The 13,692-nt window shown below is 73.6% G+C and carries 12 protein-coding genes; 2 read left to right on the top strand and 10 right to left on the bottom strand.

Annotation, left to right across the window (positions count from 1 at the left end; translation table 11 throughout):
* The first annotated feature begins 49 nt into the window (after positions 1-49).
* Positions 50-1,060 carry a zinc-dependent alcohol dehydrogenase family protein gene (locus LXT12_RS21165; protein ID WP_233394282.1) on the top strand — a complete coding sequence of 337 codons (1,011 nt, stop codon included), beginning with the start codon at positions 50-52 and terminating at the stop codon, positions 1,058-1,060.
* Here the strand turns inward: LXT12_RS21165 and LXT12_RS21160 are convergent, their stop codons facing one another.
* The 3 genes from LXT12_RS21160 to LXT12_RS21150 are packed head-to-tail and all read right to left on the bottom strand — an operon-like array spanning position 1,061 to position 6,222.
* Positions 1,061-2,482: a dihydrolipoyl dehydrogenase gene (locus tag LXT12_RS21160; RefSeq protein ID WP_233394281.1), complete on the bottom strand. Its 1,422-nt coding sequence runs from the start codon at positions 2,480-2,482 to the stop codon at positions 1,061-1,063. It lies immediately after the preceding gene.
* A 58-nt stretch (positions 2,483-2,540) separates the two neighbouring features.
* Positions 2,541-5,207, bottom strand: a complete 2,667-nt coding sequence (locus tag LXT12_RS21155; RefSeq protein WP_233394280.1) for a bifunctional acetate--CoA ligase family protein/GNAT family N-acetyltransferase — start codon at positions 5,205-5,207, stop codon at positions 2,541-2,543.
* Positions 5,208-5,217: 10 nt separating this feature from the next.
* Entirely contained in the window at positions 5,218-6,222 is a 1,005-nt protein-coding gene (locus tag LXT12_RS21150) for a zinc-dependent alcohol dehydrogenase family protein (protein ID WP_349255043.1), read from the bottom strand.
* Positions 6,223-6,353: 131 nt separating this feature from the next.
* Here LXT12_RS21150 and LXT12_RS21145 point away from each other — a divergent pair, with 131 nt between their 5' ends.
* Positions 6,354-6,776: a universal stress protein gene (locus tag LXT12_RS21145; RefSeq protein WP_233394279.1), complete on the top strand. Its 423-nt coding sequence runs from the start codon at positions 6,354-6,356 to the stop codon at positions 6,774-6,776.
* Between the two features lie 192 nt (positions 6,777-6,968).
* On the opposite strand, the gene LXT12_RS21140 is transcribed toward LXT12_RS21145, so the two are convergent.
* The 7 genes from LXT12_RS21140 to LXT12_RS21110 form a co-directional block, all read right to left on the bottom strand.
* Positions 6,969-7,814 (bottom strand): universal stress protein, encoded by an 846-nt coding sequence (locus LXT12_RS21140; RefSeq protein WP_233394278.1) that lies wholly within the window; start codon positions 7,812-7,814, stop codon positions 6,969-6,971.
* A gap of 108 nt (positions 7,815-7,922) precedes the next feature.
* Positions 7,923-8,228 carry a hypothetical protein gene (locus LXT12_RS21135; protein ID WP_233394277.1) on the bottom strand — a complete coding sequence of 102 codons (306 nt, stop codon included), beginning with the start codon at positions 8,226-8,228 and terminating at the stop codon, positions 7,923-7,925.
* 75 nt (positions 8,229-8,303) lie between these two features.
* Complete coding sequence (locus tag LXT12_RS21130; RefSeq protein ID WP_233394276.1) at positions 8,304-9,356, bottom strand: S1C family serine protease; 1,053 nt, start codon at positions 9,354-9,356, stop codon at positions 8,304-8,306.
* A gap of 71 nt (positions 9,357-9,427) precedes the next feature.
* On the bottom strand, positions 9,428-10,450 hold the full coding sequence (adhP, locus tag LXT12_RS21125; RefSeq protein ID WP_233394275.1) for an alcohol dehydrogenase AdhP: 1,023 nt from the start codon (positions 10,448-10,450) through the stop codon (positions 9,428-9,430).
* 27 nt (positions 10,451-10,477) lie between these two features.
* Positions 10,478-10,654 carry a YgaP family membrane protein gene (locus LXT12_RS21120; RefSeq protein ID WP_233394274.1) on the bottom strand — a complete coding sequence of 59 codons (177 nt, stop codon included), beginning with the start codon at positions 10,652-10,654 and terminating at the stop codon, positions 10,478-10,480.
* 91 nt (positions 10,655-10,745) lie between these two features.
* Positions 10,746-11,552 carry an efflux RND transporter periplasmic adaptor subunit gene (locus LXT12_RS21115; protein ID WP_233394273.1) on the bottom strand — a complete coding sequence of 269 codons (807 nt, stop codon included), beginning with the start codon at positions 11,550-11,552 and terminating at the stop codon, positions 10,746-10,748.
* Positions 11,553-11,711: 159 nt separating this feature from the next.
* Entirely contained in the window at positions 11,712-13,691 is a 1,980-nt protein-coding gene (locus tag LXT12_RS21110; protein ID WP_233394272.1) for a preprotein translocase subunit SecA, read from the bottom strand.
* Between the last annotated feature and the right edge of the window lies 1 nt (position 13,692).

The raw sequence follows: 13,692 nt of genomic DNA, 5'->3' as shown, positions 1-13,692 counted from the left end.
TGCCTGCATGACCAAAACTGAGCTTCACGATCAACCCGATGGAGCTTTCATGAACACCCCCACCCCGGTTCCCAGCCGTTTCAATGCCCTGCGTGTCGAGGAGCCCGGCGGCCCTCTCGTCGCCGTCGAACTGCCCATGCCCGCCCTGGCCGAGGGCCAAGTGCTGGTGCGCGTGCTCGCCAGCGGGGTGAACCCCCTGGACCTCAAGATCCGCGCCGGCCAGGCCGCCCACGCCCGCCAGCCGCTGCCGGCCGTGCCCGGCATCGACATGGCCGGCGTCGTCGCCCGTGTCGGCCCGGGCGTCACCGGCTGGCAGGTCGGCGACGAGGTCTATGCCATGGCCGGAGGTGTCGGCGGTCTGCAAGGCTCGCTGGCCGAGTGGATGGCGGTGGATGCGCGGCTGCTGGCCCGCCGGCCGCGCCTGCTGTCGATGCGCGAGGCTGCGGCGCTGCCGCTGGCGGCCATCACCGCCTGGGAGGGCCTGGTCGACCGTGCCCGTGTCTACGCCGGCCAGACGGTGCTGGTGCAGGGCGGCGCGGGCGGTGTCGGCCACGTCGCCGTGCAGCTCGCGGTCGCCCGGGGGGCGCGGGTGTTCGCCACCGTCGCCGCCGAGGACTCCGCCCTGGTCGCTGGCTGGGGCGCGACGCCCATCGACTTCCGCCGTCCGCTGGAAGAGGCCATCGCCCGCCACACCGGCGGTGCCGGCTTCGACATCGTCTTCGACACCGTGGGCGGCGCGGTGCTCGATGCCTCCTTCACGGCAGTGCGGCGCGACGGCGGCCATGTCGTCAGCATCCTCGGCTGGGGCACGCACAGCCTGGCACCGCTGTCCTTCCGCGGCGCCACCTACTCGGGCGTCTTCACGCTGCAGCCCCTGATCAGCGGCCAGGGGCGGGAGCGCCACGCCGCCATCCTTGGCCAGATGGCGGCGCTGGCCGACGCCGGCCGGCTCAAGCCGCGGCTGGATGCCCGGCGCTTCACCCTGCAGAACGCCGCGGCCGCCCACGACCACCTTGCCAGCGGCGCTGCCCGCGGCAAGGTCGTCGTCGAGGTGGCCTGATCAGCCGCCCACCTCGGCCGAGGTGTCGCAGTCCATGCAATTCTCCAGCGGCGGCTCGGGCAGGTGCAGGTCGCTGTGCAACTGGCGCAGCGCCGTGCGCAGGCCTTCCTCGACGACCGGGTGGTAGAAGGGGCTGTCCAGCATCTGCTGGACCGTGTCGCCGCGCTGCACGCTCCAGGCCAGCAGGTGGCCGATGTGCTCCGCCGCCGGGCCGATCATCTCGGCACCCAGCAGCCGGCCCGTGCCGCGCTCGGCATAGACGTGCAGCGCCCCGCGGTTGGCCAGCATGACGCGGCTGCGGCCCTGGTCGGCGAAGCTGACGCGGCCGGTGTCGAAGGACGCGCCCGCCGCCGTCAGTTCGGCATGGCTGGCACCGGCGATGGCGATCTGCGGGTCGCTGAAGACGACGGCCAGCGGCGCCCGGCGTGGGCGCTGGTGCACGCGCGGCCAGCGGGCGGCGTTGTCGCCGGCGATGCGGCCGGCGTCGGCCGCCTCGTGCAGCAGCGGACGGTCCTGGGTCGCGTCGCCGGCGACGAAGACCGGGCTGTCGCCCCATTGCCCGGTGTGGCGCGACAGGCGCGGGTGGCCCAGGTCGTCGCGCGGCAGGCCGAGGGCTTCAAGGCCCAGCCCGTCCAGGTTGGGCTCGCGGCCGGTGGTGCAGAGCAGGGCGTCGAAGCGCTCGCCGCCGAGGACGACCTGGTCGCCGTCGAGCACCGGCTCCAGGGCGGCGGCATGCAGGGTGAGTGGCAGGGCCTCGCCGAACAGCTGCTGGCCGAGGGCCTGCAGCTCGGGGTCGGTCAGCGGCCCGACGCGGCTGCCGCGCGCGAAAAGGCGCACCCTCACGCCGAGCCGGTGCAGGGCCAGCGCCAGTTCCAGGCCGATGACGCCCGCGCCGACGACGGCCAGCGAAGCGGGCAGGTCCTGCCACTCGAACACGTCGTCATTGACGATGAGTCTGGCGCCCAGCCGCTCGCGCCAGCCCGGCGGGATGCGCGGGCGCGAGCCGGTGGCGACGACCACGGCGCGGGCCTCGATGCGCCGGCCATCCACGTCCAGCGTGCGGGCGCCGACGAAGCGCGCCCGGCCGAGCAGGCGGGTCGCCTCCGGCCAGCCGTGCACGGTGTCGAGCACGAAGCCCACGAAGCGGTCGCGTTCGCTGCGCACGCGGGCCATCACGGCGCGGCCGTCGATGCGCGGTGCCTCGGCCTGCACGCCGAAGCGGTGGGCCTCGCGCACCGCCTGGGCGGCGTCGGCGGCGGCGATGAGCAGCTTGCTCGGCATGCAGCCGACCCGGGCGCAGGTGGTGCCGTAATGCGCGGCCTCGATGAGCAGCACGCGCTCGGTGTGCGCGCGGGCGGCACGGTAGGCCGCCATGCCGGCGGTGCCGGCGCCGATGATGGCCACGTCGCAGTTGAGGGTCATGGTTGGGCCGCTCCTTGGGCGTTGATCGCCCCGAGGATAGCGGCGCCGCGATGCCCCGCTACGCCGGTCGGAGCTCGCGGCTCACCCGCACGATCTCCGAGGGCTGGTGTTCGTCCGGGCGGATGTCGAAGCCGAGCTGCCGGAGCAGGGCCAGCATGGCGAGGTTCTCGCGCAGCACGTAGCCGATGATGCGCTGGGTGCCGCAGCCGGCCGCATAGTCCAGCAGGGCCTGCATCAGCAGCCGCCCCAGGCCCAGGCGCTTGAGGTCGCTGCGCACGAGGATGGCGAACTCGGCCTCGACGTTGTCGGGGTCGCGCACCAGCCGGGCGACGCCCAGGGTGCTCACGCCGGTGGGGTCGTGCTCGTCGACGGCGACGAGGGCCATCTCGCGCTCGTAGTCGATCTGGGTCAGCCGGGCCAGCTCGTCGTGCGTCATGCGCCGCGGCGCCTGGAAGAAGCGCATGCGCAGGTCGTCCGGGTCGGAGGCGTCGAGCAGGGCGCGGTGCTGGGCCTCGTCCTCGGGCCGGATGGGCCGCAGCAGCAGGCGCCGGCCCCGCCACACCAGGTGGCGCTCCAGCTCGCTGGGATAGGGCCGCACGGCGAAGTGGGCCACGCCCGACGGCCTGGCGGCCGACAGCCGCACGCGGGCGTCCAGCGCCAGCACGCTGTGCTCGTCGGCCCAGAGCGGGTTGATGTCCAGTTCGGCCAGCTCGGGCAGGTCGGCCAGCATGCGGGCCACGGCGATGAGCGCGTCGCAGACGGCGTCCAGTTGCGCCGGCGGACGGCCGCGGTAGCCGGCCAGCAGCCGGGCCACGCGGGTGCGGTCGATGAGGTCGCGGGCCAGGGCGCGGTTCAGCGGCGGCAGGGCGATGGCGCGGTCGCCCACCACCTCCACCGCCGTGCCACCCTGGCCGAACAGCAGCACGGGGCCGAAGATGGCATCGACATGGGCGCCGACGATCAGCTCCTGCGCATGCGGTCGCTGCGCCATGGCCTGGACGGTGAAGCCCTCGATGCGGGCGTCGGGCCGCTGGCCCTGCAGCTGATCGAGCATCTCCTGCGCGGCCTGCCGCACCGCCTCGTCGCCCTGCAGGCCCAGCCGCACGCCGCCGGCGTCCGACTTGTGCAGGATCTCGGGCGACACGATCTTCAGCACCACCGGCCCGCCGACCTCCCGCGCCGCCGCCACCGCGGCGCCCGGGGTGGGCGGCACTCGCCGCGTCGCGACCACCCGCACGCCGAAGGCGGCGAGCAGGGCCTTGGCGTCCACCTCGTCCAGCCACTCTCGGCCGGCGGCCAGCGCCGCGTCGACGATGCGGCGCGCCCCCGCCAGGTCGGGCTCGGCGTTGGCGCTGGCCGTGGGCGTCTGGCGCAGGGCCGCCTGGTTGCGGCGATAGGTCTGCATCAACGCGAAGGCGCGGACGGCCTCTTCGGGGGTTTCATAGTCGGCGATGCCGGCGTCCTCGAAGCAGCGCCGCGCCGGCGCCACCGTGTCGCCGCCCATCCAGCAGCTCATCACCCGCCCCGGCCGGGCGGCGATCAGCGGCGCGCAGGCCTCGGCGATCTCGCGGCTGGACACGATGGCGGTGGGCGCGTGGGCGAACAGGATGGCGCCGGCCTCCGGCGCGTCGAACAGCGCATTCAGCGTATCCACATAACGCTGCGCCGGAGCGTCGCCGATGATGTCGATGGGGTTGCCGTGCGACCAGGTGGCCGGCAGCACGGCGTTCAGGCGGCGCATCAGCGCGTCGCCGGGCCGGGCCAGCTTCACGCCCAGGGCCGAAGCGGCGTCGGCCACCATCACGCCGGCCCCGCCGCCGTTGGTCATCACCATCAGTTCGGCGCTGCGGTTGTCGCGGAAGCGCGCCAGCGTCTGGGCGGCGATGAAGAGTTCCTTGAGCGTGTCCACCCGCAGCATGCCGGCGCGGCGGATGGCGGCGTCGAAGACCATGTCCTCGCCTGCCATGGCCCCGGTGTGCGAGGCCGCGGCCTTCATGCCCGCCGCCGCCCGTCCGGCCTTCACGACGATGACGGGCTTGACCCGTGCCGCCGCCCGCGCCGCCGACATGAACTTGCGCGGCGCGGTGATCGACTCGATGTAGAGCAGGATGGCCCGGGTGTGGCGGTCCATGGCGAGGTGGTCGAGCAGGTCGCCGAAGTCCACGTCCATGTGCTCGCCCAGCGAGATGAGGTGGGAGAAGCCGATGCGCTCGGTGTTGGCCCAATCCAGCAGGGCGGTGAGCAGGGCGCCGGACTGCGACACCAGCGCCAGCTCGCCGGGCAGGGCATTCGCCTGGGTGAAGCTGGCGTTCAGCCCGGCATGGGGGCTGAGCACGCCGATGCAGTTGGGCCCGAGCAGGCGCAGCAGGTGGGGACGGGCGGCGGCGAGGGTGGCCTGCTTCTGCTGCGGCGTGAGGCCGGCCGTCACGATGACGGCAGCGCGCGTGCCGCGCCGGCCCAGCTCGTCCACCAGCGCGGCCACCGTGTGCGGCGGCGTGCACAGCACGGCCAGGTCGGGCGTGAAGGGCAGGGCCGCCACGTCGCGGTGGCAGCGCACGCCGTCGAGCTCCGCCAGGCGCGGGTTCACCGGCGCAAGCTGACCCTTGAAGCCGCCCGCCACCAGGTTGCGCCAGACCGTGGTGCCGACGCGTGCCGGCTTGTCCGAGGCGCCGAACACGGCGACGGACTGGGGGTGGAGCAGGCGGTCGAGATGGCGTTGTGTCATGGTGGCAGGCTCAGGGGACGAGCACGGCCGCGCCGTTCACGCGGCCGGCGCGCAGGTCGGCCACGGCGGTGTTGGCGTCGGCCAGCGCATAACGGCGCGTCGACACGCGCAGCCGCAGGGCGCTGGCGATCTGCAGGAACTCGCGGCCGTCCTGCCGCGTCAGGTTGGCCACCGACACCAGGCGCCGCTCCTGCCACAGCAGGCGGTAGGGAAAGGACGGGATGTCGCTCATGTGGATGCCGCCGCAGACCACCGTGCCCCCCTTGCGGACGGCGCGCAAGGCCTGTGGCACCAGCTCGCCCGCCGGCGCGAACAGGATGGCCGCGTCCAGCGGCTCGGGCGGCATCTCCTCGGAGCTGCCGGCCCAGGCCGCGCCCAGCGAACGGGCGAACTGCTGGGCGGCGGTGTCGCCCGGGCGGGTGAAGGCGTACACCGAGCGCCCCTGGGCGACCGCGACCTGGGAGATCAGATGAGCGGCGGCGCCGAAGCCGTACAGGCCGAGCACCGGGGCACGGTCACCCGCGGCGCGCAGCGACCGCCAGCCGATGAGGCCGGCGCACAGCAGCGGCGCGGTGTGCTCGGGGTCGGCCGCCTGCGAAGCCGTCAGCGGCAGGCAGAAGGCCGCCGGCGCCAGCACGTGGGTCGCGAAGCCGCCGTCGCGGGTGCAGCCCGTGAACTCGGGCGTGTCGCAGAGGTTCTCGCTGCTGGACAGGCAGAAGCGGCAATGCCCGCAGCTCTGCCACAGCCAGGGCACGCCCACCATGTCGCCGAGCCGCAGCTCGCCGACGCGGCCACCGAGCGCGTCCACGACGCCGACGATCTCGTGGCCGGGCACGATGGGATAGCGGGCCTCGGGCAGGTCGCCGTCCAGCACGTGCAGGTCGGTGCGGCAGACGGCGCAGGCCAGCACGCGCAGCCTCACCTCGCCGGCGGCGGGCTCGGGCAGCGGCCGCTCCTGCTGTCGCAGCGGCGCGCCGGCGCGCTCGAGAACCATGGCGTGCATCGTCGTCATCAAGCGGCCCCTGGAGAGTCGCCGGCATTCTGGGAAGCGTCGGCGGCCCGCCGGTTGATCCAGCGCAATGAAGCCGCCATCGCCCCCATGCAGCATCGGCCGTGGTCCGCTTCGGGCCTCAGCAGGGGTGACCCATGAAGATCGTCTTCGCCGTCGACGGCAGTGCCTATACCCGCCACATGCTCGGTTATGTCGCCGCCCACCCCGAGCTGGTGGGCGGGGGCCACGAGTTCATCGCCGTCCACGTGACGCCCGAGGTGCCGCCCCATGCCGCCCGCCACCTGCCCAAGGACGTGCTGAACGAGTACTACGCCGAAGAGGCCGAGAAGGTGCTCCACCCGGTCCGCGAGTTCGCCCGCATGCAGGGCTGGACCCTGCGCGAACGGCATGCGGTGGGCCACCCCGGCGACAAGCTGGCGGACATCGTCAACGAGGAGCGGCCCGAGCTGCTGCTGATGGGCTCGCATGGCCACGGCGCCATCGCCGGCGCCGTGCTGGGCTCGGTGTCGGCCCGCGTGCTGTCGCGCACCAAGGTGCCGGCGCTGCTGATCCGCTGACGCCTCAGGCAGCAGGCAACCGCACCAGACGAAACGGGGTATTTGCGGGCCGAGCGCTGGGCCGCTCCCGAGCCGGCCCGCGCTGGCGATGTGCTTGCGGCTCGATGCCGCAAGCATCGCCGCCCCCACGGGGGGCGGACCAGACACGCGTCGCGTTCAGCGCGCGGGGCTGGGCCGGGGGCGGTTTGTACTTCAGTGGGACAGCAGGACTGGGACGGGCGAGGTGCGCATCAGCGTGCGGGTGACGCCGCCGAGGATGGCCTCGCGCAGCCGCGAGTGGCCGTAGCCGCCCGCGACGATGAGGTGGGCGCCGATGTCGGCCGCGTGCGAGAGCAGGGCCTCGCCGGTGGCGACCTTGATGGGCACATAACTGACGTGCACGTTGACGCCATGGCGCGTCAGCCACAGGCCGATGTCGGCGCCGGGCAGGTCGCCGTGGTTCTGCTCGACGCTCTCGGGCGGCTCGAACACCACCACCTCGACGTGGGCGGCGCGCTCGAGCAGCGGCAGGGCGTCATGCATGGCGCGAGCGGCTTCGCGGCTGCCGTTCCAGCCGACCAGCACGCGCGCGGCCGGCGGCACGATGCATTCGCCGGCATAGGGCAGCACCAGCAGCGGGCGGCCGGACTGCAGCAGCACCTCCTGCTGCATGGGCGGCCACGGCGCTTCGCGGGGCTCGTCGGGGTCGGTCTGGGTGACGACGGTGAGGTCGCAGTAGCGCGCCGCCAGCGGCATGGAGTCGCCGGCATAGCTCAGGTCCACGCGGCCCTCGAAGGACAGCACGCCGAGGCGGCGGACTTGCTCCTCGAAGCGCTGCACGCAGGCCTGGGCCTCGTCGCGCAGCTGGTTCATCGCCGCTTCCTGGTAGGCGGTGATGCCGAGAGCGCCTGCGCTGTCGGCCGGGATGGGAACCCAGCCGGTGGATGCCATGCCGATCAGGTGGGCCTCATGCTGCAGCGCCAGCGCCGCCGCGGATTCCACCCGGGCCGGGGTGTGCCGGCGGCTGTCGAGGTGGACGAGGATGGTTCGAATGCCCATGCAGTTTCTCCTTTGGGGGCTTCGCGCCCCGTGTTCCGCATGTTGGCAATTCGCGCCAAGGCGCCCTTGACCGTCGTCAAGAACGGCCGCCGTCGCGCAAACAGGGGGTCAGGCCTCGGTGGCGTCGTGCTGCAGGGCGTTGACCCAGACCTGCCAGCCGTCCGCCCAGGCGCGCTGCCAGGCCAGGGCGAGGTTGGGCCCGGCCAGCCCCTGGGCCGAGGCGGGCGGCAGCACCGGGCCGAGCCAGCCCTGCATGAGGCCGGCCGCGCGCCGCTCGACGTCCTTCCACCACAGCGTCTGCACGTCGAGAAGGCCGATCAGCCAGCGGTTGTAGGTCTGGGCGGCATCGACCCAGGGCTCGAACGGCGCCGTGAGGTCGAAGGGTGTACGGGGCGTCGCGTCGGTCGTCGGCATGTCGGGCCTCCACGGGGAAGATGGATGCACTCTAGGCCAGGCGCCGCGGCGGCGCTTGCTTTTCGTCAAGCACCTTCACCGGCCGGCGCCGCTGGCGGGTGCGGTTTGGGCAGTCTCGGCCCCGGGGTCGAGGGTGAGCACCAGGTCTTCCGTGCCGCGTCGCACGGCGATGCGCGTGTCGGTGGCGCGGCGCCAGGCGAGCAGGGCGTTGACGAGGTCGGCGCTGCCGGCGATGGGCCGGCCGTTCATCGCGGTGACGATGTCGCCGGAGCGCAGGCGCAGCTGCTCGGCCAGGCTGCCGCGCGCCACGGACAGCACGATGGCGCCGCTGGCCTCGCGCCGCCCGGCGGCCCAGGCCGTCAGGGGCGGCACGTCGTCGAACAGGGCTCCGAGCCGCGGGCGGGGCGGCGTGGTCGCGTCCTTGCGAAGTTCGCCCACGAGCTGCAGCACGATGTCGATGGGCACGGCCAGGCTGGCCCCGGGCGTGCCCACGGGGCCGACGATGGTGCGTGCGTTCATGCCGACGATGGCGCCGCTGGCGTCCAGCAGCGGGCCGCCGGAATTGCCGGGGTTCAGCGAGACGTCGCTCTGGATGAAGAGCACCTCGCCGTCGTCACCGAAGTGCCTGTCCTTGCCGCTGACGATGCCGGCGGAGACCGAGCGCTCCAGGCCGAAGGGCTCGCCCACGGCCATCACCCAGTCGCCCACGTGGAGCTGGCCTGGGCGGCCGAACACCGGATGGGCGCGCGGCGGCGGGTCCACGCGCAGCAGGGCCACGTCGGAGGCCATGTCCAGGCCTTCGAGCGTCGCCACGACGAGGCGCTTGTCCGGCAGGGCGACGAGGATCTGGCGGGCTCCGTCGACGAGGTGAGCCGAGGTGGCGATGGCGCCCTTGTCGTCGACGAGGAAGCCGGCGCCGACGCGCGGCTCATCCTCGCCCGGCACGAACATGTAGATGCCCACGGCCCAGGCGGAGCCGCGCTGCACCGCCGGGGCGAAGCTGGCCGGCGGCGTCGCCGGCTTGCGGGGTGGCAGGGCTTCGCAACGCGCGGCCGGCGCAAGGCCGGCGGCGAGGGCAAGCAGCAGGAGGGCGCGGATCGGTCGATTCGGCAGTCGGCGTGGGGTCATCAAGGCGAAGCTAACCGCACGCCGCCGGGCCCGGCTTGACGGCGGTCAACGCGCGCACCAGGGCCGGCGCGTCACTCGAAGCTCAGCACCGCCCGGCCTTCGATGCGGCCCAGGCGCAGCTCGTCGAAGATGTGGTTGATGGCTTCGAGCCGGTGCGTCGTCGTGCTGGCGTGCACCCAGCCGTCGGCGGCGAACTGCAGGGCTTCGTTCAGGTCCTGGCGGGTGCCGACGATGGAGCCGCGCACCGTCTTGGCGTTGAGCACCACGTCGAAGATGGGCAGGGCGAAGTCGCCCGGCGGCAGGCCCACCATGGACAGCGTGCCGCGCTTGTGCAGCATGCCCAGGGCCTGGCTGAAGGACTGCCGCGACACCGCCGTCACCAGCACGCCGTGGGCGCCGCGCAGCTCGCGCTGCAGGGCCGCCACGGGGTCCTCGTCCGCCGCGTTGACGCACAGCTCGGCACCGAGCTGGCGTGCCAGCTGCAGCTTGGCCGTGTCGATGTCGACCGCGGCGACGTGAAAGCCCATGGCCCGGGCGTACTGCACCGCCAAGTGGCCCAGGCCGCCCACGCCGACGATGGCGACCCACTGGCCGGGGCGGGCGTCCAGCACCTTCAGGCCCTTGTAGACCGTCACGCCGGCACACAGGATGGGCGCCATGGCCTCGAAGGAGGTGCCGGCGGGCAGGTGGCCGACGTAGCCGGGGTCGGCCAGCACGTATTCGGCGAAGCCGCCGTTGACGGTGTAGCCCGTCATCTGCTGGCTGTCGCACAGCGTCTCCCAGCCGGTCATGCAGTGCTCGCAATGGCCGCAGGCCGTGTGCAGCCAGGGCACGCCGACGCGGTCGCCCTCGCGGATGCCCTTCACCCCGGCGCCCACGGCCACCACGTGGCCGACGCCCTCGTGGCCGGGGATGAAGGGCAGGGGCGGCTTGACGGGCCAGTCGCCGTCGGCGGCGTGGAGGTCGGTGTGGCAGACGCCGCAGGCGGCCACCTTGACGAGGATCTGCCCCGGAGTCACCTCGGGGATGGGCACCTCCTCAAGGTTGAGCGGCTCTCCGTAGGCACGGACGACGGCGGCTTTCATGGTGGGCATGGCGGCTCCCTGATGGCGGATGGAGGCTCAGGAGCGGCGGCCGAACAGCCGGTAGACCGGGCAGAAGCCGGCCAGGCCGGTGACCAGCGGCACGAGGCCGACATAGCCCAGCGGGCTGATGAAGCCGAGCACCGCCGCAGCCACGAGGCTGAGGCCGACAAGCACGCGCAGCGTGCGCTCGGCAGTTCCGACGTTCATCGCCATGGCAACCTCCTGAAGACAGTGGCGGCCAGGGTAGTGCGGGCGCGGGGCCGGGGTGTTGCGCTCGGTCAAGAAGCTTCGCCGAGCGAGGAGGCTAGAACCTCGCCCGGCACTTGATCCCCGCCGGGATCTCACCCTTGGGGTTGGGCAGCTCCAGGCGCACGCCGAAGGTGCCGCTGGCGGCGTCGACGACGCGGTCGACGATGGTGACGGTGGCGGTGTAGCGGCCCGTGAGCGGCGCCTCGGCGTCGACGCTCGCCTTGTCGCCGCGCCTGACCTTGCCGTACATGCCCACCGGCAGCACCACCTCCACGCGCAGCGGGTCGGTCTGGGCCAGGCGCAGCACGGGCTTGGCGCTCTCGCCGGCCTGGGCCACCTCGCCGATGGCCTGCAGCCGCTCGGTCACGACGCCGGTGATGGGGCTGCGCAGGCGGCGCTGCTCCACGGTCTCGTTGAGGCGGCGCTGCTCCAGCGCGGCCAGGCGCTGGTTGTCCTGGGCCTCGACGAGGTTGGCCTCGGCCACGCGCATCTCGGCCAGGGAGTCGTCGCGGTCCTGGGTGGCGATGTAGCGCTCCTTGACGAGGGCGTCGCGGCGCTGGAACTTGTCCTTGGCGGCGGCCAGCCGGCTGTCGGCGCTCTTGATCTGGCCCTGCATCACCGAGCGGAACTTGGCGGCATCCAGGGCCGCGCGTTCGACGGCGGTGTCCAGTTCCACCAGCACCTGGCCCTTGCGCACCTCCATGCCGCGCTCGACGTGGATGGCGTCGATGCGGCCTTCGACGGGGCTGCGCAGCTCGACACGCTGCATGGGCTCGATCAGGCAGGTGAAGCCGGGGTCGGCGGCAGAGGCGGGCAGGGCGGCGGCGCAGAGAAGGGGCGGGAGGAAGATTTTTGCGTTCATGGGGTTCATTCGGTGACTGGAGCAGGGCCGTAGACGGTTCGCGGGCCGAGCGACGGGCCGCTCCCTAGCCGGCCCGCGGGCGATGTGCTTGCGGCTTGATGCCGCAAGCATCGCCGTCCCCGCGGGGGACCGGCCAAGGTACGCCTTGGACGAGGGGCTTCATTGCGGACCTGAGAAGGCGGTCATTCGGTCGAGTTGGTGATCCTGGCGCATGGTTTCGCGGCGGGTGCGCTCATGCATGCGCTCGGCGCGGTTCTGGGCGGCCACGCGGGCGCGCTGCAGCAGCCGGCCCACGCTCGGCGCGCCGGCCGCGTGGGCCCAGGCGAGCAGCCGGGCCTCGTGGCCGCCGTGCTGGCGCAGCAGTTCGTCGTCGAGCGCGACGATGGCGATGGCCGTGCCGGGGTCGCCCTGCCGGCCGCTGCGGCCGACGAGCTGGCGGTCGATGCGGGGCGACTCGTGGTATTCGGTCAGCACCACGCACAGCCCGCCCAGCTCGTGCACGCCTTCGCCCAGCGAGATGTCGGTGCCCCGGCCGGCCATGTTGGTGGCCACGGTGATGGCGCCGCGCCGGCCGGCCTCGCCGACGATGGCGGCCTCCTCGGCGTCCTGGCGGGCGTTGAGCACGCGGTGCGCCAGCCCGCGCGCCTGCAGCAGGGCGCCGAGGCGCTCGGAGGACAGCACCGAGCGCGTGCCCACCAGCACCGGCTGGCCGGCGCGGTGGCGCTCGGCGACGAAGTCGGCCACGGCCGCCCACTTGGCCGCCTCGTCGCGGCACAGGCGGGGCGGCAGGCTGACGCGGGCGCTGGGCCGGTGGGTGGGGATGGTGACGGTGGCCAGGCCGAAGACGGCGGCGAACTCCGCGGCCATCTCCCGCGCCGTACCGCTCATGCCCGACAGGCGCAGGTAGCGGCAGAAGAAGCGCTGGTAGGTGATGCGGGCCTGGGTCGTCGTCTGCGGGCTGAACTCCACGCCCTCCTTGGCCTCGATCATCTGGTGCAGCCCCTGCTCCCAGGTGCGCCCGGGCAGCACGCGGCCGGTGTACTCGTCGATGATCTGCACCTTGCCCTCGGCATCGATGAGGTATTGCTCGTCGCGCTGGAAGAGGTGCAGGGCGCGCAGGGCCTGGGTGCCGAGGTGGCCGCGCTGGTGGGCTGCCGTCCACGGCCCGCCGAGGCCGGCGGTGGCCTCGGCCAGCGCCTTCACGCCGGCGTCGGTCAGGTGCAGCTCGCGGCGCGCCTCGTCGATGCGGAAATGCAGGTCGCGCTCGAAGCCGGCCACCAGGCTCAGAGCCTGCACGTGGGCTTCGGCATGCGGGATGTCGCCGGCCTGCACGGCCAGGATCAGCGGCGTGCGCGCCTCGTCGATGAAGATGCTGTCGGCCTCGTCGACGATGGCGAAGTGCAGGCCGCGCAGCACCGGCTCGGCCGGCGCGCCCTGCGGGCCGCCCACGAGGCGGCGCGAGCGCACCTGGGCGGCGCTGGCCCGGCCGCCCAGGGCCACGCGGTCGCGCAGGTAGTCGAACACCAGCTCCTTGTTCGTGCAGTAGGCGATGTCGCAGGCATAGGCGCGGATGCGCTCGTCACGCTCCACGCCATGGGCCACGACGCCGACCGACAGGCCCGCGGCGCGGAACAGGGCGCGGTTCTTCTCCGCATCGCGGCCGGCGAGGTAGTCGTTGCAGGTCACCACGTGCACCGGCAGCCCCGCCACGGCGGCCAGGCAGGCGGCGATGCCGGCGGTCAGCGTCTTGCCCTCGCCAGTCTGCATCTCGGCGAGCTGGCCGCGGATCAGCGTCATCGCGCCGAAGAGCTGGGTCGGGTAGGGCGTCATGCCCAGGGCGCGGCGGGCCAGTTCCGCCGTGGCGACCAGGGCCTCGCGCAGCGGCCCCGCCTGCAGCTCGCGCACGGCCGGGCGGGCGATGGCGCGCAGGTGGGCCAGCAGGCCGGCGTCGTCCAGCGCCTTCAGCTCGGGCTGGCGCTGCTTCAGCAGCTCGCCCAGCCGCGCCACCTCGCGGGCGGCCGGCGGCGCGAGGCGGCGCCGCACCCGGCTCAGCAGCCGCAGCGCCCAGGCGTCAGCCGCCGAGGGCGGGCGGTCCTCGCGTTCGGGGAAGGGCGTGCGGGCCAGGTGCAGGCTGGTCATG

Origin of the sequence: Pelomonas caseinilytica (genome assembly GCF_021353235.1) — a bacterium.
Taxonomy (GTDB): Bacteria; Pseudomonadota; Gammaproteobacteria; order Burkholderiales; family Burkholderiaceae_C; genus Pelomonas; species Pelomonas caseinilytica.
Note: the sequence above shows the minus strand (reverse complement) of the source record. Positions and strands in the feature narration are given on the sequence as shown.

What these genes read in the sequence shown, in the direction of transcription:
- LXT12_RS21165 (WP_233394282.1), top strand. Translation starts at nt 50, where the DNA reads ATGAACACCCCCACCCCGGTTCCCAGCCGTTTCAATGCCCTGCGTGTC.
- LXT12_RS21160 (WP_233394281.1), bottom strand. Translation starts at nt 2,482, where the DNA reads ATGACCCTCAACTGCGACGTGGCCATCATCGGCGCCGGCACCGCCGGC.
- LXT12_RS21155 (WP_233394280.1), bottom strand. Translation starts at nt 5,207, where the DNA reads ATGACACAACGCCATCTCGACCGCCTGCTCCACCCCCAGTCCGTCGCC.
- LXT12_RS21145 (WP_233394279.1), top strand. Translation starts at nt 6,354, where the DNA reads ATGAAGATCGTCTTCGCCGTCGACGGCAGTGCCTATACCCGCCACATG.
- LXT12_RS21140 (WP_233394278.1), bottom strand. Translation starts at nt 7,814, where the DNA reads ATGGGCATTCGAACCATCCTCGTCCACCTCGACAGCCGCCGGCACACC.
- LXT12_RS21135 (WP_233394277.1), bottom strand. Translation starts at nt 8,228, where the DNA reads ATGCCGACGACCGACGCGACGCCCCGTACACCCTTCGACCTCACGGCG.
- LXT12_RS21130 (WP_233394276.1), bottom strand. Translation starts at nt 9,356, where the DNA reads ATGACCCCACGCCGACTGCCGAATCGACCGATCCGCGCCCTCCTGCTG.
- adhP (WP_233394275.1), bottom strand. Translation starts at nt 10,450, where the DNA reads ATGCCCACCATGAAAGCCGCCGTCGTCCGTGCCTACGGAGAGCCGCTC.
- LXT12_RS21120 (WP_233394274.1), bottom strand. Translation starts at nt 10,654, where the DNA reads ATGGCGATGAACGTCGGAACTGCCGAGCGCACGCTGCGCGTGCTTGTC.
- LXT12_RS21115 (WP_233394273.1), bottom strand. Translation starts at nt 11,552, where the DNA reads ATGAACGCAAAAATCTTCCTCCCGCCCCTTCTCTGCGCCGCCGCCCTG.
- LXT12_RS21110 (WP_233394272.1), bottom strand. Translation starts at nt 13,691, where the DNA reads ATGACCAGCCTGCACCTGGCCCGCACGCCCTTCCCCGAACGCGAGGAC.